The sequence below is a fragment of the Streptococcus infantis genome (assembly GCF_047464415.1).
In the GTDB taxonomy this organism is placed as follows: Bacteria; Bacillota; Bacilli; order Lactobacillales; family Streptococcaceae; genus Streptococcus; species Streptococcus infantis_AE.
Map to the genome: position 1 here is coordinate 51123 of NZ_JASHBX010000005.1, position 22935 is coordinate 74057.

The window sequence follows — 22935 nt, forward strand, 5'->3', positions numbered from 1 at the left end:
CACCTGAAAACCTCAGGTGCCTTTTTGTATCCTCTTCATGAAGGCTGGGATATGTTGACTAATCGTGGTTGGCAAGACTACAAAGTTGTCCTCAGCTAGTTCTTGGGCAATGGCTGAATGTAAATAGGTCGCTACTGTCACTCTTTCATAGAGACTTGCTTGTGGAAATTGACCTGCAAAGCCAGCGATCATCCCAGCCAGAGTATCCCCCATTCCCCCAGTCGCTTGATAGGGACCTCCAACTCCCAGCTGATAAAAATCAGCTTGACCAGCTTGCCAGATTCGAGTAGCTGGACCTTTTTGAACCAAAATCGTTCCTGAAGGAAATCTCTTCAAAGCCTCTCCTGTTTCCTCAGCTTCTTGGGAAGTCAATTCTAAGCCTGACAAGACTTGCCATTCCCTTTGATGAGGCGTTAAAACAAGCAGAGTTTTAGGAAATTTCATTCCCGTCTTCGCTAAAATGGATAAGGCACCACCATCCAGTATGAGAGTCTGTTCTTGACTTAAATGACGAAAGACTGTTTGGAGTAGCTTTTCTCCACGCTTATCATCCACTAGTCCAGGTCCAACTAAGACAACATTCGCTTTCTCTAACTGTTGCTCAAGTAATCGCTGATCATCGAGGCCAAAAGCCATAGCCTCCGGCAGATGGCTATGTAGAGCTGGAATATTCTCTTTATCCGTTGCTACTGTCACCAAGCCCGCGCCACTTCTAACAGCCCCTAAGGCAGCCATAATAATCGCTCCCCCATAGGGATAAGTCCCTCCAATCAAGAGAAGACGACCATAGTCTCCCTTATGACTAGAACAAGGACGCTCAATGATAACTTTTTTCAGTAGAGCTTGATCAATCTCTTTCATACACTACTCCTTCAACTTATCCTTACCATGCAGTACTTGATTAACCTTAGTATTCCAAGCCTGTAACCCTTCTCCCTCATAGTCTAGGTAAATCACTCTATCTTGTAATTGACAAGGAATCAAACCTTCAAAACAAGCCTTATCTTTTGAAGGAATAACACACAAATGAAGAAAGGTATCCAAATCTAAACTATCTCTTACCTTCGCAACATGATAGCCATCAAACATATAACCTGGTGCTTGAATTAATTCTTCATACAGAAAATGAAAACTAACGCCAGGAATGAACTTTTCTTGTAATTCCTCCTCAGACGGTGCCCGTCCTAACAAACGCTCCATAGCGAGTCGGTAACCCGAAGTCGTATTAGACCATCCAAACATGATATAGTCAAAATAGTCTGCTGGATCAGAAGCTGCATTACGACTATCTGTAACTAGTTCAGCCCCACTTTTACCAAATACTTTTACCGCCGACATGAGTTTTCCAGTCTGAAAAACAGCCTGAGTCACCTCAACTGTACAAGTATGACTACAATAATTTGAAGTAACCAACTTCCTCTGGATATCATAGGTAGAAGCTACAAGCCGATGACTTGGTCTGTAGGGAGGAAAATAGCTATGCTCTTGCAAGTAATCATGAATTCGTATATTTAATTCATGATTCTCACATTCCACAATGGTCTGACGATGATGGTCCTGTTCGTAAGCAATAAACTTTGCTAGCTTCTCCAATTCCCATTCTTTAATCTGAGGATAGTTTTCAAGAGCAAATTGATACATCCCATCCCACTGGAGACTATAATCTGCATTACAAACTTTTACAATCATGGTCCTTCTCCTCAGATTCTCTTACTTTTATTATACACCTCACTACCCAATTAATAAAGAGAGTGGGACAGAAATCGGTAATTCGTTAGAATTCGATTTCGCCGTCCCACCTCCGCACAGTTGAGTAGGGCTGTAAAAGCTGATGAAAACAGCGTAGTAGAGCCCACTCAACCACTGCATCTTGCTCGACAATCCAAAGACAATTGAGAGGCTAGGACTTTTGTCCCAGCCTCTTCATTTATAACGATTAGCTTTTTTTAGAGCTGAAAGTTATCAGTCTTACTTTTCTTTACGTTTAACCGTTAGTAGAGCCACTGATAAAACAAGACTGAGACTTGCTAGGAAGGCAGCTGTATCAGATCGACTTTCACCTGTTTCTGGAAGTCTTGCTGCACTTGCTTTTCCTGAGGCATTTTCAAGGACCTCTCCATTAACTGCCGTTCCACGAACTGATTCTACTGGTTCTTGGTTTTGTTCTTTATAGACAATCGCAAAAAGTCCCAAATCTTTGGTGACAAATTCAACTGTGTCACCTACAAGCGTCACCTTTTGGACCTGCAAACCTTGATCTAAGCTCATGTGATAAACCTCTTGAACCTGACCTTTGACTGGCAATCTCACTAAGACAGCACCTTTAAGTTCAACTTCTTGGTTGTCCTTATCTACCAACTTCACTTGATAAGCATCGTATTGCTTACCAGCTAATTCTTGACGTAGAACCTTTTGAACTTGAAGCTTGAGACCTTTAGGCAACTCTTTAGTTAGCCCTGCTACCAGAACTCCAGTTTCCTTATCAGTTAAGATTTGAACCTCTGCAGCTGTTTTTTCCACACTTGGTGCTGGAACATCGCCTACTGTAGCCAATGTTCCTGTGTACTCTGACAATTCATTCTTAGCGGCTTCCACAGCATTGACACCGCCCTCAAATTCTGGGATTTCTACTACTGGAGCTGGCTCGTCGCCTACTGTGCCGATTGCTTCTGTGTATTCTGGCAATTCATGCTTAGCTGCCTCTACTGCGTTAACCCCACCATTAAATTCTGGGATTTCTACTACTGGAGCTGGCTCATCGCCTACTGTGCCGATTACATCTGTGTATTCTGGCAATTCATGTTTAGCTGCCTCTACTGCATTAACCCCGCCCTCAAATTCTGGGATTTCTACTACTGGAGCTGTATCCTCACCTGCTGTGCCAACTGCCTCTGTGTATTCTGGCAACTCATGCTTAGCGGCTTCTACTGCATTGACACCACCTTCAAATTCTGGCACTTCTACCACTGGAGCTGGTTCGTCGCCTTTACTTATTGTCGGTTCTGGATCGTTTTCCACTTCTTGATAGAAGGTAGTCATTTCGTAGAACTCTGGTTCTCCACCTTCCCAGGAAACTTTTACATCGAGAATCCGTGGATTTTTCCCTGAAAGGGCAAAGGTTTGGAAACTTGATCTGACTTCACCCAAATTTTCCCAGACTGATTCACCAGCATCATTCAAGGTACGAACTTGGACATTTACTTTTGCACCTTCTGGCAAGTCAGCAATCAAGCGAACATGATTGACCTTGGTTTCTTCAGATAAATGATAAACAAGCTCTCCTTTTTCTTCAGTAGCTGCATAGCTTGTCAAGACATTTCCGTCAGTCATATTTTTCTTCAGGTTATCCGCTTCTTCGCTACCAGTTCCTGTCACTGTAGGATTATTTTCAGGATTGATAAATTCACCATCATTAATCACGATTTCGCTAAATCCTACAAAACGAGCATTATAATCCGCTGTAAAAAGAACACGCATAAACTTAGCAGTTACAGGTTGATCCAGAACACCTTCGATATAACGATTTCCTGGGTTGGCAGAATCATGTGTCCAGCCGTCGGTCAATGAATTATCACGAATTTCATTTTCCACACCATCTCCGACTGTTACAACATCCGTCCAATTCTTACCATCTTCACTGACTTGAATCTTACCATCACGTAAATAATTACGCTGAGCGTCCTGAATATAGGCACGAATCTTCTTGATGTGACGAGTTGTGCCTAGTTTCATGACAATTTCCCCGTTTTTACGTTGGTAATCGGAAAATTCTACAAAATTATTAAAGTCCCCATCAAACAGTTGACCTAAATTGTGAATGCGACGAACATCATTAGCACCATAATATTGGTGAATCCCCATAGTGGTTGATAAGAGTTCAGTTGGATCCACTTCTTTTGTCTTAATGACTAATTTTCCAGTAGGAAGCGCTTGGTTCTTATCTGTCTTGTTCACGATGCGAACATAGCGTACCAAGGCGTGTTCTGGAAGTTGGTCAGCGGTCATCCATTCCACTTCATTTGCTGAATATTCCAGTGTCAAACCTGTTTCACCTGCACCTTCAAGTGCAATTGAACTAGCTTCATGGAGTCGATCCAATTTCAAGCCAAGATAGCCATTTGCTGGAAGATGATTCCCTTGAGGTAAGGTCATTTCATAACGACCACGACTGTCCACTACTGGCGTTTCCTTCAGGCTGTCGACATTGGTGACGGTCAAATCAGTATTTGGTGTATCGACGTCAACTCTAAAGTCCGCAATTCTCCACCATTTGCTGAGAAGCTGTGTATTACGGACACGAACGTATTGGGCTGTGAAGTTTTGGCTAATATCTGAAATTCGATCCCCAGCTAAGGTCTGAAGTGTCTTCCAGTTTGTACCGTCTGAAGAATATTCGATGACACCAGCTGCTAGTTTATCCCCTTCCCCTTGAACTAGATGAACATGTTTCACTTTCTTAGCTCCACCCAAGTCCATTTGAACCCAAGCATTTTCTGGAGTCACATTTGTTTGATTGGCATGAGCCATCATAGATTCGGTGTTATCTTTGCCATCTTGCATTTGAAGCACACTGGTTCCATACTTGTAAACCAGATTTGGACTTAGGGTAATGGTCCCTTTTACCTTCTTGCTTCCAAGTTCGAGCGGTCTATTGACGGCAATCTCACGCATGGCAAGCCAAGCATTATCTTTCTTAGCAGTGGCACGCATACGAACTGCTTGTGCCGTAATATCAAGATTGGTAAATTCAAGCGTCCGTTCTCTGCCTGTGTAGGCTGGACTTGTGAGAGCCACCCAGTCCCCTTGTTCGTTTTGATACTCGACAAGGGCATTTCCAAAGGTATAATTATCGGCTGTCTTTGTTCCTGTAGCAAAACCTAGCGTATGGACCTTAATGGCTTTATTGAAACGAAGTCCTACATAATCATCTCGTTCAATAACGGTTGTCGTCTTGACAATCGCATGAGTATCCAAGTCGCCATCTGTTACTTCTGCAAGACCTCCTTCAATCCCCGCACGGTTGGTAATAAAGGTGGTCACAAGTTTATCTGGATGCAGCATGGTTTGGATATGCGTTGCCAAGTATTCCTTTAAGTTATTGATAAATGGACGAATATGTTGCACCCCAAACTCTGCACGTTCATAATGGTCTACATAGAAGAAAGAGTAACTAATAGACTGGTCGTAATACTTAACCCCAGCATAGTAATGCTCCCATACTTTAGCATCATTCTTTTCAGCCAGACCTTCTGTCGCTGTCAGCAAGGCTTCTAAAGCATCCATCTGGTCCACTGTATTATCTAACCAGTAGTGGATTTGGTCAATAAGCTTCTTGTCCCCTTTTTCCTTCAGAAGGAGGGCGTCAGCCTTCAAGTTTACAAAGATACCCTTTAATTCTTTTCTCTCTGCATCTACATTTTGACCAGCCTTCAATTTGTTATAAAAGTCCATCAACTTAGGTGCAAGCTCAACAGATTCTTCCAATTTTGTGACATGTGGAGGACGGTTTTGGTTGCGCATATGCTTACCAAGTTCACGAAAGGCTTTTGATACTTCGCTTTCTTCAAAGTTTCCATTGACCACATAGTTAAAGGCTACATCATTGATTTTTTCAGCTTCTTCCGCACTTCTCCATTGCTTCCAACCATACTGAGCCACATCAAAGAGGGCTACCTTTGAAGCTTCGGATTGTTGCATCGGATTTAGCATAATGCCCTGAGCCAAGGACAAATCAACATTGGGATGTAAGAATTTTTCACCACCACCTAGAATCAAGTGTTGCTTGGTATTATCATTACAAGGCCAGTTAATCCAGAAATGAATCGGACGATACTTCTTGCCACCTTCTGTCAAATTCTTCTTCAAATTTGTTAGGAAGGTTTGGTCAACTGCACCCCATACCTTACCCCCTGTTAGGGTTAAATGAACCGTTTCTGGAAGGCGTTCATTGAGCGTACGAAGTTCATCTTCTGTCCCTTGTCCCATATACCAGGCTGGAACGAAAATCATATCTTTACGAAGGTCACTGTATTTTGTTTCTTGTTCAGTTAGCCAATTTGTCAGGTCGGTCATTAACCGAACATAACTATTGTAGCCACCAACAGGCCAGGCCGCATCATCAGCTAGAACCCCAAATTCACGCACACCTGCATCTAACAATTGGGTGAATTTCTCTTTGATGACATCTAAATCCTGTTTATATAATTCATCCGTGTCAAAACGCATCTTATTATGCATAAATGGATGGATAGTCCATACATAGCGAGTCTTTGTTTCATTCCCCACACGAGCTAGATCACGAATCTCTGCCATTTTTTCTTCTGGATAGAGTTCACGCCATTTAGCATTGTGATAGGGATCGTCTTTTGGCGCAAAAAAGTACTGAGTTAGCTTTAAGTCGCCACCATAGCGCATCAGCTCTTCACGGTTTTCTTTGGTCCAAGGATTTCCATAATAGCCTTCGATAAAGCCACGATTCTTCACTTCTGCGTAGTCTTCTACGGTCACATCTCGAAGAACTGGGACAGGACTCTCCTTCAGCATCTGTTTCAAGGTTGTTAGTCCAAAGAAGACAGCATCGGTATCCTTTCCGACAAAAGAAATCTTATTGGCCTTCACGCGCAAGACATAGGCATCAATTTTATCGTATAATTCAGACGAAATATCTTGAACTTCTTTTTCTGCCAGAGGAGCTTTCCCACGCACTCCAAGGAAAATGTTGGTTGCCCCTTCTGTAGCTTTTGTACTGGTAGTGTAAGACACATTACTAGCTTGGAGAACTTCTTTGGCACGGTTACGTGTATAGATATCTAAGCCATCGCTAAAGACAAGGTTTACCTTTCCTTCTAGAGCAGTAACACCATCGCCATAAGTAACCTTTTGAGGTCTTGGAAATACCGTATATTCCTTTTTAGCTACTTGATTTTTGGCGGCATCAATTTCTGCTTTACTTGCAGGTTTATCTGCTGTAAATGAAGCAGCTTTCTCCACCGTTCCATTTACTTCAGCTGGTTTCGTAGGTTCTGTTACTGCATTGGTTTCAGTAGGAGCTACTTCAGTAGAAGCATTTTCTACGGTTGTTACTCCCTTCTCTACTGTAGAATTTTTAGTTTCTACTGGTTTTGAAGAAGTTTCTTCGGGAGCTTGGGACTTAGTAGCTACCTCTTCCACTTTAGTCTCTGAAACAAAGTTTGCCTCTGCACTTTTAATAGCGCCTACCAAATCTGGTGATAACTTATCCTCTGGTGGAAGCTGTGTAAGACTTGTTTCTGCTTCCTGCAAAGTCTCTGTCTCTGCCGCTTGTACCATACTAGCTCCAAAGATACTCGCACCTACCATAACAGAGGCTGCTCCTATTGCAAATTTTCGAATGCTATAATGACAACGTTTCTCAAAAAATTGATGATCCATCTTTCTTCTATTCCTTTCCTCCAACCACTCATCTAAGCGGTTTCATCCCTATTTTAAAAAATGGAGAGAACCAAGAGGTCCTCTCCATATGGTTGTAGCATTTTTCGATCCTATCCACTGGGATAGTCCAAGTATTTCTACAATCAATCAACAATGTAGAGTTCCAAACTCTATTTTTCTTTACGTTTAACAGTTAGTAAAGCCACTGATAAAACAAGACTGAGACTTGCTAGGAAGGCAGCTGTATCAGATCGACTTTCACCTGTTTCTGGAAGTCTTGCTGAATCTACTTTCTCTGAAGCATTTTCAAAATTTTCTCCCTTAACTGCTGGTTCATGAGCTTGTTCTACTGGTTTTACTTGTTCTTGGTTTTGTTCTTTATAGACAATCGCATAAAGTCCTAGATCTTTGGTGACAAATTCAACCATGTCACCTACTAGCGTCACCTTTTGAACCTGTAAGCCTTGATCTAAGCTCATGTGATAAACTCCTTGAACCTGTCCCTTGACTGGTAACCTCACTAGGACAGCACCTTTGAGTTCAACTTCTTGGTTGTCCTTATCCAGCAATTTAACTTGATAAGCATCATAGTGTTTACCAGCTAATTCTTGACGTAGAACTTTCTGCACTTGAAGCTTGAGGTCTTTAGACAACTCTGTAGTTAGCCCTGCTACCAGAACTCCAGTTTCCTTATCAGTCAAGATTCGGACCTCTTCGGCTGGTTTAACAAGACTTGGTGCAGGCTCGTTTCCAGCTGTAGCCACTGTTCCTGTGTATTCTGGTAATTCATTCTTAGCGGCTTCTAGCGCATTGACGCCACCTGTAAATTCTGGGACTTCGTTCTTAGCGGCCTCTACTGCATTGACTCCACCCTTGAATTCTGGGATTTCTACTACTGGTGCTGGCTCGTCGCCTGCTGTGCCGATTACATCTGTGTATTCTGGCAACTCGTTTTTAGCGGCTTCTACTGCATTGACGCTGCCCTCAAATTCTGGCACTTCTACTACTGGTGCTGGCTCGTCGCCTACTGTGCCAAGTGCCTCTGTGTATTCTGGCAATTCATTCTTAGCGGCTTCTACTGCATTGACACCACCCTTAAATTCTGGGACTTCTACTACTGGAGCTGGTTCGTCACCTACCGTGCCGATTGCCTCTGTGTATTCTGGCAATTCATTCTTAGCGGCTTCTACTGCATTGACACCACCTTCAAATTCTGGGACTTCTACTACTGGTGCTGGCTCATCACCTGCTGTCCCGATTGCATCTGTGTATTCTGGCAACTCATGCTTAGCTGCTTCTGCAGCATTGACTCCACCCTTGAATTCTGGGACTTCTACTACTGGTGCTGGCTCATCACCCTTACTTGTAGTGATGGCTGGTTTGACCTTAACTTCAACAACTCGATCTTGCGCCTTAGTCGTATCTGTATGCACAGTGGTACGGTTAGATCCTAGAACCTCAACATAATCAACTCTTTCACCCTTCTTACCTTCTGAGATTACACGACGTTCATCTTGAGCTAAATCATTGTTTTCACGAATAATTTCCTTAAATGGAATTTCGGTCTTGACAACTTCTAAACTTGGTCGTTCGAGAACAGGACTTTGGTCGCCTTCTTCAGGAACAATACGGTGACTAGGCTTGAAGTGAATACGATATTCCTTGACAAGACTACCATCCTTAGCAAGAAGACGAACAAGGCTAGGAAGGTTATCCTGACTAGACTCAACAACCGTTGTCACACCGTGACCACTTGCTTGAGCAGTCACCTGTGGTTTAGTGCCATTTAAGTTCACTGTATAATCTGAAACCGCAGGATCAAAGTTTTCCAATGCTTTTCCAGCAACCGAAATAGTCACTGAAGGAGTTTCCACATCGTTTGCTTTAGCAGGAGAGTAGGCACTAAATTCGACCATTGCTAGACCATTAGTTGTCGATTTACGAGTCATGCGTGCTCGAATAGCTGTTGTCTGAATTGGATCAAAGGTAAATTCGATTGGCTTACCAGCCACGATTTCTCCAGATGCCTTATAAGGAATTTCTTGCCAGTTTTCTGCCTTGTTAAATGGATGATCCGCATTCTCTTCATAGCGAGAAATGGTACTTGGTTCTGTATAGGCAGGCCCAACATATCTTTCTAATACCATTGTCGCTGGTGCGTCTGTTCCACTGTCTTTAAAGAACTGAATAGCTACTTTTCCAACAGACTGAGGTGTAATCTGACCATTCTTCTTAAAGAGAATTCCCACAGATGTTTCTTGGTCTTTCGGAGTACGAGACCAGTTAGTCCAACGTCCATCTTCGTTAAAGTGACCATCGTTGATATAGAAAATTTTATCCCGAGAAGCTGCTTGTGTATCATTTGTAGTAGACGCAAAGGCTTTAGAATCTGTCGCATTATTGCTTGCATTCTCAGAGATAACTTGATTACCTTTTGTAACAACTGTTACTTGCATCTTGGTTGTTAAGTCTGTTCCTAGAACATGACCAAGCACTTCAAAGTTACCTTCTTGGGCAGTCGCATGTTCTGGAACTGCATCCCATTGGACAGCAAGGTTAGCTTTAACCCAGCCAGTCTGTGATGGATAGTAGACTGTTACCTCGGCAGGCAATTGAAGTTGATCGCCAACATTCAAGGTCTGGGCACTATTTTCTGCAGCTACTGGTTGTGTTGACTCTTTTTCGTCATCACGGAAGATACGATATTCTTTAAGAACAGTTCCATCCTCAGCTTTCAAGATAAGGCGTGTCGCACCTTTTTCACTTGTTGCAGGAACAACTGTCACCACACCATTGTTGCTGGCTGTTGCAGTGATTTCCTTACTTGCTTGAGGAATATAATACTCTGTCTTAGATGGATTGAAATGTTCGAGCTTCTTACCATCTACTTGGATAGAAATTTCTGAGCTGGTAGCACTTGGAACCTTACTTCCTAAAATAGTAATTTCTGTTAAACCAACACCAGCCTTTCCATCTGCCTTCTTCATACGCATACGAACAGCATAAGTTTCAACCTTATCAAATGTAAAGTGGTTTGTTTGACCTGCAGATAATTGTCCAGGAGCGTGAAGATTTTCTACAGCCTTCCAGTTGGCAGCATTGTTGAATGGATGCTTGGTATCTCCTTGAGCATGATTGACATCGTTTGGAAGATCTGGAACTTCTTGACCAACATAATATTCGATGACATATTCTTTTGGAAGTCCGATTGCACCATCTGTGTAGAAATCAACGGATAGATTGTCGACAAAGCGTTTAGTCAAATCTCCTGAATTACCAAACAAGATAGACGCCCAATCATTATCTGTACCTGTTTGCCATGTAGTCCATCGATTCTTAACATCTGTTGGCGTTCTTGACACAGTCAGGTCGTTCAAGGCATTAGCTGAGTCATCTCCACCTGTATTGGATACAATAGCTGCTGGCAATTGTGAGCCTGTCCATTGTTTCGAGATATTATTTCCTGCAACAACTTGACTGGAAATACGAACATGAGCCTTGGTAGTCAAGTGACTACCCACTAATTGACCTTTTATTTCAAAGATACCTTCAGTTTGACTAAAGTCGGCTGGAACCTTATCCCAAACCACATCTTTATAGACGGTTGTTCCATTAGAATGGTAGGCACGAACGTTAGCTGGTAATTGAACCGTTTCACCCTTAGGAAGAGTGAGGCTGATTTCTTCTGCAACCTGCAAACCTTCTACAGTCACATTTGCTACAGCTTCAATATCTGTACCTTCGACATGACCTTTAAGGGTAAAGCTATGATAGTAACCAAGTTCTTTGGCATCTACCTTGTCCCAAGTTACAGCTACCTTACGAGGCAAGCCCTGATCAAATTCTGCTCCGATTTGATCAGGCAAATTCGGTTGCTGATTGATATCTGTAGAGATTGAAACAGGATGAAGCTTAACAATTTTCTTGTCTACTGTATTTTCTTTTATCACAAGTTCAGTTGCTACAGACTGAGTCTTATCAGTTTGATTGTCAATACGAGGAGTGAGGGTTACACTACCTTTCGTGTAAAGAAGCAAGTTCTGGCCGTTCACTTCAAGATGTCCACCATCAGCTGACTTAACTTCCAAATGGATATCTGACGCTGAAAATTCAGTTTGTGTACCATCTTCGTAGTGCCCAATGACATGATAAGGGAGAACTTGGTCTTCTGTTGCAGTCTCTTTTCCTTCAACGCTTACTTCCAAGCGTGTCAAGGCAGGCGCTTCTTTCACAAACTGAATCAAGTAAGTTTGAACTAAATCGCCCTTCTGGTCACTCAAAAATACAGAAGCCTGATAATCATTGGCAGCTGAGGCTTGTTGAACTGTTACCTGATAGCCAGTGGTTTGTGCACCAACACTTGGAATCTTAGCAGTATAAGGAAGGGATACTCGGTAGTAGGTCTTTCCAGACTCAAAGTCAGCGAGAGCCTTGTCACCAACCGTGAGACCTGTAACAGTATTTTCTGTTTCCTTATCACTTGCGATAAAGGTTGCTGTCACCTCGTAGTCATTGCCTTCCAATTTACCAGTTGCTTCAGTACGTCCACCTTCTTTTGTCAAGGCAGATGGATCTTTCAAGGTCCAAGAAACGACATCCGCATCAACCAAGTTACCATCTGATAAAACAGCCGTAACAGTCTTGTCCAAATTTTCAACAGCTGTACCAACTGGGACAGTTGCTACCTTAGGCAACCACTTATCGAGTGCAACGACCTTGACAAGAGCTTCAGCCTTGGCTTCGAGTCCTTCCACACTACCAAGGACTTTTTTCTCACCAGCACTTGAAAGGAGATCTTCTGGGATGTCCCAAGTCACAGCTTTTTCTTCGATACTACCATCGCTATAAATAGCTATCACAGTCTCTGGCAATTTAGGATTTTCGCTGACATCAGTTCTTGCTTTCACAGGGACAAAAGCGACAAAATGGCGATTTTCTTTCTTGCCTGAAACGGTTGTGACTGTTGCATGATCAGAGGCTAAACCTGCAGAATCCGCATATAGGGTGAATTTGCCTTCTTTTTCAGTCGATTTTACAATGACAACACCTTTACCATTGAAGGTTTTTCTTTGCCAAGTACCATCTTTCTGAGCTTTATAGCGTTCACGGCTAGCTTGTTCTCCATTGTCCACACCAACGATTTGTCCTTGCCCATGAAGATTGAAATGAACAAGATTGTTAGCTGTTGGAACAACATTGCCATCTTCATCAACGATTTCATAATGGATATAAGACAAATCTTTTCCGTCTGCAGTGATGACATGTTCTTCCTTGGTGAGTCGAACTCTAGCTGGCTCCCCTGCTGTTGTCACACTATCACGCGCAATCTCTTTGCCATTTTCATCACGAGCAATAGCAGTTAAGGTACCTGGTTTATAGTCAACCAACCACTCAAGATACAATTCACTTGGTTTAGCTCCCTCGTGATAAGGGCGACCATCTTCCGTTGTTTTCTTAACAAATTCTTTCTTACCGAGGGACTCATTGTTCAAGAACAATTCTACGCTGGCGGCATTTGAGAAGGTCCGAACTGGAACCTTACCATTGACCAGCATATTACGTTCCTTGAGCGTTTCTTCAGTCCAATTCCAGTGAGGCATGATACGAACAGTTGGTTTTTCTTTGGCACTATACCATTCACTACGATAGAGATAGAAATCATTCTTAGGCAAGCCTGCCGTATCAATGATACCAAAATAAGAGCTTTTTACTGGTGTATTATCTTGGTTATGCCATGGTGTAGGTTCCCCGATATAGTCGAAACCAGTCCAGATAAACTGACCTGCATAGCCAGCACGATCACGGTCAAAGGTCCAAGATTCAGTAGCTGTTCTACCCCAGGCTACACGATCATTACCATAGTCTGATTGTTCATAGTGACGATTTGGACGATTGTCGTGCCAGAGTAAATGAGCAGGATCAAAATAAGAATCTCGAGTTCGAGTTGCTGAAGAAGTTTCAGAACCGTAAATCAACCAGTCTGGATGGGCTTTACGAACAGCATCGTAAAATCGCTCTCCATAGTTCATACCTACAGCATCCATGATTGCTGCTAATTCTAAGAACAAGCCTGTAGAAGCACGACTGAATTTATTTTCACCCATAGTCACATAGCGTTCTGTATCGATAGCTTTGATGACAGCTTTTAAACGCTTGGCTATTTCTAGTGAACGAGCTCCACCATCAGCCTCATCAACCTCATTACCGAGTGACCACATAACGATAGATGGATTATTTTTATCACGTTCGACCATGGTTCTGAGGTCAAAATCAGACCACTTTTCACCCTTCTTGGCTTCTGGGTGAGTTGCATCTTGGTCAAAGAAACGTCCATAGTCATACGTTTTCTTGCCACGATACCAAGTATCAAAGGCTTCTTCTTGGACCAAAAGTCCTAGACTCGCCGCAGCATCTAGCAACTGTGGGCTTGCTGGATTGTGGGTTGTACGGATAGAGTTAACTCCCATATCTTTCAGGAGTTTTAATTTACGGTAGGTTGCCTTATAGTTTTCTTCTGCCCCCAAGGCTCCATTATCATGGTGAATACTAACTCCATGGAATTTCATTCTCTCGCCATTAAGAGAGAAGCCTTCTTTAGCTGTCCAGTTGAAATAACGATAACCAAAAGTATCTTCTGTTACATCAACTAGCTGCCCTTCATTATAAACCTTGGTTTTTAGAACATAGAGCTGAGGATGGTAGCTTTTTGTTGTCCAGAGAGTTGGTTTATTAACCAAAATCGTTTGCTTAAAGTCAGCTGTCTCATTTCCTGCTAGACTCTTAGTTACAGAACGAATCAAATCTGAAACAGCCTTACCTTCCTTAGTAAAAATCTGTTGCTCTACATATACCTTGGCTAAAGTCTTGGCGGTATTTTTGATTTTGCTTTGAATTTGTGTTTCAACATTGCCATCTTTTTGTTCAGCCAATTTTGGAGTGGTAATATGGTTTCCATTTTCAGCCACCTGTACCTTATCACGATAGCTTAAAGTCACATCTCGATAGATACCGCTTCCTGAGTACCAACGACTACTTGGCTGCTTATTAGTAACTTGGACCGCAATGGTATTCTCACTGCCATCTTTATTTAAAAATTCAGTAATGTCGTATGAAAAATGATTGTAACCACTTGGATAGTGTCCTACAAATTTACCATTGACATAGACTTTGGAGTCCATGTAGACACCATCAAAGTTGATCCGAACATCCTTGTCCTTGGCAGCTTCGTCAACCGTGAAGGTCTTACGATACCAGGCAGTACCCCCGTTTAATTGACCACCTTCATTTCGGGCAGGAGACTTGTGGTCAAAATCAAAATAGATACTCCAGTCATGAGGAAGGTTCAACTTAGACCAGTCATGAACATCCACATCTTTCTTTGAAAAATCACCTTGAGAATTTAATTTAAAATACCAGTCTTTGTTAAAATTTTGTTTTCTCTCTTCAAGGAGCTGATTTTCTTTTTCCTTCTCTTTTGTAGCTTGAGGTGATTCACTTGCAGAAGCTTTTTCTTCCTTGCTTTTATCATCCGTTACAGGTTTATTCTGATTAGTTGTATCAGTATGTTCTTCTCGAACTGCTGACTTTTCAGGACTTCCTTCTGAAACTGTAGCCTCTTTACCATTCGCTTCAGCAGCAGGTTTCTCAGTTTTTTCAACTTTGTCTTCTTTAGGGCTGACTACTTCTGCTTCCTTTTCTTCCTTAGGACTTGTTGCCTCAGTCACCTTTTCTTCAGTTATTGGTTTTGCGGATTCAACAGTATCATTTTCTTTTTCAGTAGCGGAATCTTGTGGGCCATTTTGCTCAGCTTTTGCAATAGCTGCAGCAACCTCATCTGGAAGCTTATCTAAAGGTTGAACTTGATGAATTGTTTCCTCACTGGGACTTGCTGCTTCGGTTTCAGCTGCTTGAGCCACCTGAAGACCAAATATACTAGCTCCAATCATAACTGAAGCTGCACCAATGGCAAATTTACGAATACTATAATGACACCGTCTTTCAAAAAATCTCTTATCCATTATTGTTCCTTTCCAATGTTCTAGTAAGCGATTACATTTTACTCCAAAAAATAAACCTCCCTCTAGACGCTTACTTATTTTATCCATATAAATATTGATGCTTTTAATATATCAAAATAGTAGAGTTTTTTCAATAATTTGTAGAAGTTTTACTGCAATTTTATTAAAATAAGTGCAAGAAAAAACAAGTTCATTTTTTAGAACTTGTTTCTTTACTATATAAAATCAATGCTTGTATTATCTATCCAAACTACGCAATGCAGCCTGATAAGTCTGCTCCATCAACATAGTAATGGTCATAGGTCCAACTCCACCAGGTACAGGTGTGATATGGCTAGCGATTGGCGCAACAGTATCATAGTCAACATCTCCACAGAGCTTTCCATTTTCATCTCGGTTCATCCCCACATCAATGACAACTGCTCCAGGTTTGACAAAGTCAGCAGTCACAAACTTAGCACGACCGATTGCTACGACAAGAATATCGGCCTTAGAAGCTACCTTGGCAAGATTATGTGTTCGTGAGTGGGTCAAGGTTACAGTTGCATTCTTAGCTAATAACAACTGGGCCATTGGTTTACCGACGATATTAGAACGACCAATAACAACCGCATTCTTACCTTCTAGTTCAATCCCATACTCATGAAACATTTCCATGATGCCAGCTGGAGTTGAAGGGATCATAACTGGATGACCAGACCAAAGACGCCCCATGTTGAGCGGATGAAAACCATCCACGTCCTTTTCTGGATCAATAGCCAATAAAACAGCTTCTTCATCGATGTGTTTTGGTAATGGCAACTGCACCAAAATACCATGCCAAGCTGGATCGTGATTGTATTTGGCAATCAAGTCCAACAATTCCTCTTGGGTAATGGTTTCAGGAACTCGCACAACTTCACTTTGGAAACCTGCAGCTATCGCTGAACGTTCCTTGTTACGAACGTAAACCTGACTGGCTGGATTGTCCCCAACCAAAATAACCACCAAACCAGGCACCAAACCTGTCTCTTCCTTCAATTTCGCAGTCTTTTCAGCCAATTGTCCTTGTAGCTTGGCTGCAAGAGCCTTGCCATCAATAATCTGTGTCATGTGTTTTCTCTTTTCTAACAAATATCTTCTATTATATCAAAAAAATACTTGTCCCTCTAACACTTCTTACCTAAGAGACCTTATAGTCTGAAACTATAAGAAAAAGCCCACTTGGAGCTTTTCATGATATTCTTACAAAACCTTACTCAAGAAATCCTTGGTTCTTTGTTCTTGGGTTTGTTCAAAGACTTGCTCTGGAGTTCCATCTTCGACAACAACACCGTCAGCCATAAAGATGACGCGGTCTGCCACTTCACGCGCAAAGCCCATCTCATGCGTCACGATGACCATAGTCATTCCTGACTTAGCAAGTTCTTGCATAACCGCTAGTACTTCCCCTACCATTTCTGGGTCTAGGGCAGAAGTCGGTTCATCAAAAAGTAGGACATCTGGTTCCATGGCAAGACCACGAGCAATAGCGATACGTTGTTGCTGCCCACCAGACAAACTTTGTGGAAAAGCATCTGCCTTATCTGGTAAACCAACCTTTTCCAAGAGCTCATGCGCTCTCTTCTCAGCAACTTCCTTACTTTCCCCTTTGGTCTTGATAGGAGAAAGCGTGATGTTATCCTTCACTGTCATATTGGGGAAGAGATTGAACTGTTGGAAAACCATTCCCATCTTTTCACGCATGGCAAAGAGGTCGTTTTTCTTATCTGTAATGTCTACTCCTTCAAAGATAACCTTTCCTTTTGTCGCTTCTTCGAGGAGATTCATAGAGCGAAGGAGGGTTGACTTACCGCTACCAGATGGTCCGATAATCACCACAACTTCCCCTTTTTTGATTTCAAGATCAATCCCTTTTAAAACTTCATTCTTCCCAAAGTTTTTATGAAGGTTCTCAATTTTTATAAGCGTTTCAGTCATTATTTTTTCTCTCCTTGTCCCATACGATTTTCAAAAGCTTTCAAAGCTAGTGTCAAGATAGAGGTCATAATCAAGTAGTAAAAGGCTGCAAATAAGAGTGGAGTTAAAGGCAAGTAAGTGGTTGTTGACACCGTTGTAGCTCCATTCCACAATTCCATAACACCGATTGCTGACAAGAGTGAACTATCCTTGATAATGGTAATAAACTCATTCCCCAAGGCTGGCAAGATATTCTTGATAGCCTGTGGCAAGATGACATAGCGCATAGCATTTTTAGGACGAATTCCTAGAGAGTAAGCCGCCTCTAATTGCCCTTTAGGTACTGCATTGATACCAGCACGAACTGTTTCTGATACATAGGCACCACTATTCATAGAGATAATGATAATCCCTGGAATCAAACGTGAAAAATCAACTCCCAAAACTCCAATCTGAATTGTCGGAGCATTGATGTGCATAAGAGCAAAAGCAATCATGATTTGTACCATCATAGGTGTTCCACGGAAAATCCAAATATAAACATTGGCAAGCCAAGCTAAGGGCTTCATTTTAGAACGTTGAGCAAAAGCCAAGACTATCCCTAAAATTGTCCCCAAAAAGACAACCAAAACAGAAATCAAGACCGTTACGAGAGCACCATAATTAAAATATGGCAGATATTTAGGTAAAAAAGAAAAATTCATAAATCCACTACTTTCTAATTCTAACTTAAAACTTGTATGAGTATAACATGTTTTGAATAAAAATGCAATCTTTTTCCTTTTATTTTCAATAAAATTTCAAAGAAAACAGAAATAGCGAGAAATCTTAGTTTTTTCTAGTCAAGTGGATACTCTTTATGGTAAAATAGTAACGATAAGAAATGGAGGAGAATCAAAATGGAATCACATTTGGTTAGAATCATCAACCGCCTAGAAGCAATGACAAAAGATGGTGGTAACTTAAAACGTAACTTTGAGCGCGAGGGAGTTGTTGTAGCTGAAGTTGCTTTTAACCATGATGAAGAAAATGGCCCAATCTTTACACTTCGTGATGTTGAAGCTCGTGAAACATATACTTTTGACAGCATCGACTTGATTGCGATGGAAATTTACGAACTTCTATACTAATAATAGATATACAGAGGTTGGGACAAAAGATCCCGACCTCACTTTTTATTAGCAATCAAACTTTGACGCGGTAGCTGATTGGACTTTTCGTTCGTCTTTTAGACTCCCAAAACTCCTAATCATCTTCGCGGGGCTGGGACTACGAAATCGAGACTTTGTCTATCGATTTCTGTCCCACCGCCTTTCACCAACGAGAATCCTTTTTGTATGACAAATAGGATTTTTTTCTTACTATCAAGATTTTCTCATGATTAGCGCTCTACTATTTATAGTGCTAGTATCCAATCTTTTTACTTGAATTGCCCAATAATCATGATATAATTAAATTATATACTTGTTTGACTATTTTTGACCTTTTAGATTTAGTCAAAACTAAGAAAGAAATGAGGTGGCGGTATGCTCTGTCAAAACTGTAAAATCAATGACTCAACGATTCATCTTTATACCAATCTCAATGGACAACAAAAGCAAATCGACCTTTGTCAAAATTGCTACAAAATTATCAAAACAGATCCTAACAATAGCTTATTCAAGGGCATTACAGATTTAAACAACCGTGATTTTGATCCCTTTGGAGACTTCTTTAACGATCTCAACAACTTTAGACCTTCTTCTAATAACAACAATATCCCCCCAACTCAGTCAGGAGGTGGATACGGTGGAAATGGTGGCTATGGTGCCCAAAATCGTGGTCCTGCTCAAACACCACCACCAATCCAGGAAAAGGGACTCTTGGATGAATATGGTATCAATGTCACTGAGATTGCCCGTCGTGGAAATATTGACCCTGTAATTGGCCGTGACGAAGAGATTATCCGTGTCATTGAAATCCTCAACCGCAGAACAAAAAACAATCCTGTCCTCATCGGTGAGCCCGGTGTTGGTAAGACAGCTGTTGTCGAAGGTTTAGCTCAGAAAATTGTTGACGGTGATGTTCCCCATAAGCTTCAAGGTAAAGAAGTCATCCGCTTAGATGTCGTTAGCCTTGTTCAAGGAACAGGTATCCGAGGTCAGTTTGAAGAGCGCATGCAAAAACTCATGGAAGAAATTCGTGAGCGCGAGGATGTTATTCTCTTCATTGACGAAATTCATGAAATTGTCGGTGCTGGTTCAGCAGGAGAAGGGAATATGGATGCAGGCAATATCCTAAAACCAGCTCTTGCTCGTGGCGAACTACAACTAGTTGGTGCTACTACCCTCAATGAATACCGCATCATCGAAAAAGATGCTGCCCTTGAACGTCGTATGCAACCTGTTAAAGTTGACGAACCAACTGTTGAAGAAACCATTATTATCCTGAAAGGCATCCAAAAGAAATACGAAGATTACCACCACGTTCATTATACTGACGGCGCTATCGAAGCCGCTGCTACTCTTTCAAATCGCTACATCCAAGACCGCTTCTTGCCAGACAAGGCCATTGACCTTCTAGATGAAGCTGGTTCTAAAATGAACTTAACCTTGAATTTTGTGGATCCAAAGGTCATTGACCAACGCTTAATCGAAGCAGAAAATCTCAAGGCACAAGCAACCCGCGATGAAGACTTTGAAAAAGCAGCCTACTTCCGTGACCAGATTGCTAAATATAAGGAAATGCAAAAGACTAAGGTAACGGATCAGGATACCCCAATCATCAGCGAAAAAACGATTGAACACATCATCGAACAAAAGACTAATATTCCAGTTGGCGACCTTAAAGAAAAAGAACAGTCTCAACTGATCAACCTAGCAGATGACCTCAAGGCTCATGTTATTGGTCAAGATGATGCAGTTGATAAGATTGCCAAGGCTATCCGTCGTAACCGTGTTGGACTCGGTACTCCAAACCGTCCAATCGGTAGCTTCCTCTTTGTTGGTCCTACCGGTGTCGGTAAAACAGAACTTTCTAAACAGCTGGCCATCGAACTCTTTGGTTCTGCTGATAGCATGATTCGCTTTGATATGAGTGAATACATGGAAAAACACAGCGTGGCTAAACTCGTTGGTGCCCCTCCAGGATACGTAGGCTATGATGAAGCAGGTCAATTGACTGAAAAAGTTCGTCGTAACCCCTACTCACTGATCCTCTTGGATGAGGTTGAAAAAGCCCATCCAGATGTTATGCATATGTTCCTTCAAGTCTTGGATGATGGTCGTTTAACGGATGGTCAAGGACGAACTGTTAGCTTTAAGGATGCCATCATAATCATGACCTCAAATGCAGGTACAGGAAAAGCAGAAGCAAGCGTCGGATTTGGTGCAGCTAGAGAAGGGCGTACTAACTCTGTCCTAGGTGAACTCAGTAACTTCTTTAGTCCAGAATTCATGAACCGCTTTGATGGCATTATTGAATTTAAGGCTCTCAGCAAGAAAAATCTCCTTCAAATCGTTGACCTTATGTTGGATGATGTGAACAAACGTCTCTCAAGTAATAATATCCATTTGGATGTAACAGATAAGGTTAAAGAAAAACTTGTAGACCTTGGTTACGATCCAAAAATGGGAGCTCGTCCACTCCGTCGTACCATCCAAGACTACATCGAAGATGCCATTACGGACTACTACCTTGAAAATCCAAGCGAGAAAAACCTCAAGGCTGTCATGACTAGCAATGGTAAAATCATGATTAAATCATAAAATAAATTGGAAACAGTTGACTCAAATGACTAATTCCACATACTAAAAGAATGTTCTTACTTGACAGTAAGAGCATTCTTTAATATGATAGAAAGAAAGCGCACACATAAAGGAGAAATTTATGACGAATCCAACCTTTGGAGAAAAAAAAGAGGGTGTAACCTACAAAACTAGATATGGTGTTTATGCAGTCATCCCTGACTCAGCACATGAAAAGATTATCCTCGTTCAAGCTCCAAATGGTGCATGGTTCTTGCCTGGTGGCGAGATTGAAGCAGGCGAAGATCATTTTGAAGCTCTCAAACGAGAACTGATTGAAGAATTAGGTTTTACAGCTGAGATTGGTACTTATTATGGACAAGCAGATGAGTATTTCTATTCCAGCCATCGCGATACCTACTACTACAATCCAGCCTATCTCTACGAAGCTACTTCTTATCAAGAAATCCAAAAACCTTTGGAGGACTTCAATCACCTAGCTTGGTTCCCAATCGATGAAGCTGTTTCAAACTTAAAACGTGGCAGTCACAAATGGGCAATTGAAGCTTGGAAAAAACAGCATCAAGTTTAAATTAACTTTTCCAATTTTTCCAAAAAGTGCTATAATAGACATAGAAACACAGGAGGAAAGCCTATGAAGCTCATCAACACTACTAATTCTCACTCAAACCTTGTTAAAAGCCAACTGGAGAGTACCGACGCTACACTCGTAGAAGTCTACTCTGCAGGCAACACTGATGTTATCTTTACTCAGGCACCGCTTCATTATGAAATCCTCATTTCCAATAAACATCGTGCTATCCGCGAACAAGAAATGGAAAAAATCCAAGAATTTTTCTTGAATCGCAAGATTGACAAGCAAAATATCGATGAAGCTAATATCAAGACCCTCTACTCTGAAAAATTGATTGAAATCTCAATCCCTACAAAATAAAACTTGGCAATATTTGGACTACACTCTAAAAATTCTAACTTTTTAGAGTGTTCTTTGTTTGTCTAATCCGATATTCTAGAATCGGATTCAGTGTTACAGAAAGAGTTTTCTAACAATCCTTCAACTTACTAAATTTGGTACTATTTTTGTAATAACTCGGTACTTTAATCAAAAAAATAGCAAATTCTACTATCATTGTTTTGTAACATTAAAAAAGGAGCTCATAAATGGAAAAATTAATATACAGAAAAGCAAGGATAGACGAATACCAAAAAATTGGAAAAGTAGTATCCGATAGCTTCTTTGACTATCCATTCTTAACTCTAATCATAGATGATCTCAAAAAACCTGAAAACTATCCTGCTTTTTTAGAATTATTGGAGAGTCTCCTGACTCGCCTCTATATCAAAGAAGAGACCTGTTTAGTAGCTGAACAAGACGGAGAGATTCTGGCTGTCGCCTTATTACAACAAAATGATTTTTCTATCCTATCTTACTTGCTAAATGGTATCATAAAACTGTTTCGCTACATTAGCCCTCGAAATTTTTTGAAGTATCTTGATTTAGTAGACCGTTCCGAAGAACATTTGAAAAAATCAAATAGCTTTGACTGGTATTTGATGCTCCTTGCAGTCAATCCATCCCTTAAAGGGCAAGGAGTGGGCAGTGCTTTTCTTAGAGATGCAGTCGAGCCTTATGTCAAATCCAAGGGTTGCAAGCGCTTAGGGCTCATTACCAGTACAGAAAAAAATGTTCCATTCTATAAAAAGAATGATTATGTATTGCTAGATTTTATGGAGTTAGAGTACGGGACGAAGTCCATTGGGAACTGGGCTTTTTTAAAGACTATCAATAAATAACTAAAAAAGGAGTTGAAATCAACTCCTTT

General features: G+C 41.3%; 11 protein-coding genes and 2 pseudogenes. 5 read left to right on the forward strand and 8 right to left on the reverse strand.

Annotated elements, in window-relative coordinates; genetic code table 11:
- Nucleotides 1-12 precede the first annotated feature (12 nt).
- From QM460_RS04155 to QM460_RS04190, 8 genes and pseudogenes are all read right to left on the reverse strand, one after another.
- Nucleotides 13-861 (reverse strand): NAD(P)H-hydrate dehydratase, encoded by an 849-nt coding sequence (locus QM460_RS04155; RefSeq protein WP_414289320.1) that lies wholly within the window; start codon nt 859-861, stop codon nt 13-15.
- A gap of 3 nt (nt 862-864) precedes the next feature.
- Nucleotides 865-1689, reverse strand: a complete 825-nt coding sequence (locus QM460_RS04160; RefSeq protein ID WP_414289321.1) for a phosphate ABC transporter ATPase — start codon at nt 1687-1689, stop codon at nt 865-867.
- A 279-nt stretch (nt 1690-1968) separates the two neighbouring features.
- Nucleotides 1969-7050, reverse strand: a pseudogene (locus QM460_RS04165) (SIALI-17 repeat-containing surface protein); the annotation flags it as partial.
- 291 nt (nt 7051-7341) lie between these two features.
- Nucleotides 7342-7410: pseudogene (locus QM460_RS04170) on the reverse strand (YSIRK-type signal peptide-containing protein); the annotation flags it as partial.
- A gap of 170 nt (nt 7411-7580) precedes the next feature.
- A complete protein-coding gene (locus QM460_RS04175) occupies nt 7581-15428 on the reverse strand; it encodes an SIALI-17 repeat-containing surface protein (RefSeq protein WP_414289322.1) in 7848 nt (2615 codons plus the stop codon).
- A gap of 237 nt (nt 15429-15665) precedes the next feature.
- On the reverse strand, nt 15666-16520 hold the full coding sequence (locus QM460_RS04180) for a bifunctional methylenetetrahydrofolate dehydrogenase/methenyltetrahydrofolate cyclohydrolase (protein ID WP_045762889.1): 855 nt from the start codon (nt 16518-16520) through the stop codon (nt 15666-15668).
- Nucleotides 16521-16652: 132 nt separating this feature from the next.
- Nucleotides 16653-17387, reverse strand: coding sequence for an amino acid ABC transporter ATP-binding protein (locus tag QM460_RS04185; RefSeq protein ID WP_414289323.1), 735 nt, complete (start codon nt 17385-17387; stop codon nt 16653-16655).
- Nucleotides 17387-18070 (reverse strand): amino acid ABC transporter permease, encoded by a 684-nt coding sequence (locus tag QM460_RS04190; protein WP_006147032.1) that lies wholly within the window; start codon nt 18068-18070, stop codon nt 17387-17389. Before QM460_RS04190 ends, QM460_RS04185 begins: the two co-directional genes overlap by 1 nt.
- Before the next feature lie 195 nt (nt 18071-18265).
- Between QM460_RS04190 and QM460_RS04195 the strand changes: the two genes are divergently transcribed.
- The 5 genes from QM460_RS04195 (at nt 18266) to QM460_RS04215 (ending at nt 22906) form a co-directional block, all read left to right on the forward strand.
- On the forward strand, nt 18266-18496 hold the full coding sequence (locus QM460_RS04195; RefSeq protein ID WP_000443576.1) for a DUF1797 family protein: 231 nt from the start codon (nt 18266-18268) through the stop codon (nt 18494-18496).
- Nucleotides 18497-18892: 396 nt separating this feature from the next.
- On the forward strand, nt 18893-21112 hold the full coding sequence (locus QM460_RS04200) for an AAA family ATPase (protein WP_414289324.1): 2220 nt from the start codon (nt 18893-18895) through the stop codon (nt 21110-21112).
- A 121-nt stretch (nt 21113-21233) separates the two neighbouring features.
- Nucleotides 21234-21683 (forward strand): NUDIX hydrolase, encoded by a 450-nt coding sequence (locus tag QM460_RS04205; protein ID WP_414289325.1) that lies wholly within the window; start codon nt 21234-21236, stop codon nt 21681-21683.
- A gap of 63 nt (nt 21684-21746) precedes the next feature.
- On the forward strand, nt 21747-22046 hold the full coding sequence (locus QM460_RS04210) for a DUF1827 family protein (RefSeq protein WP_060955508.1): 300 nt from the start codon (nt 21747-21749) through the stop codon (nt 22044-22046).
- A 227-nt stretch (nt 22047-22273) separates the two neighbouring features.
- Complete coding sequence (locus tag QM460_RS04215) at nt 22274-22906, forward strand: GNAT family N-acetyltransferase (protein ID WP_414289326.1); 633 nt, start codon at nt 22274-22276, stop codon at nt 22904-22906.
- Nucleotides 22907-22935: the final 29 nt, after the last annotated feature.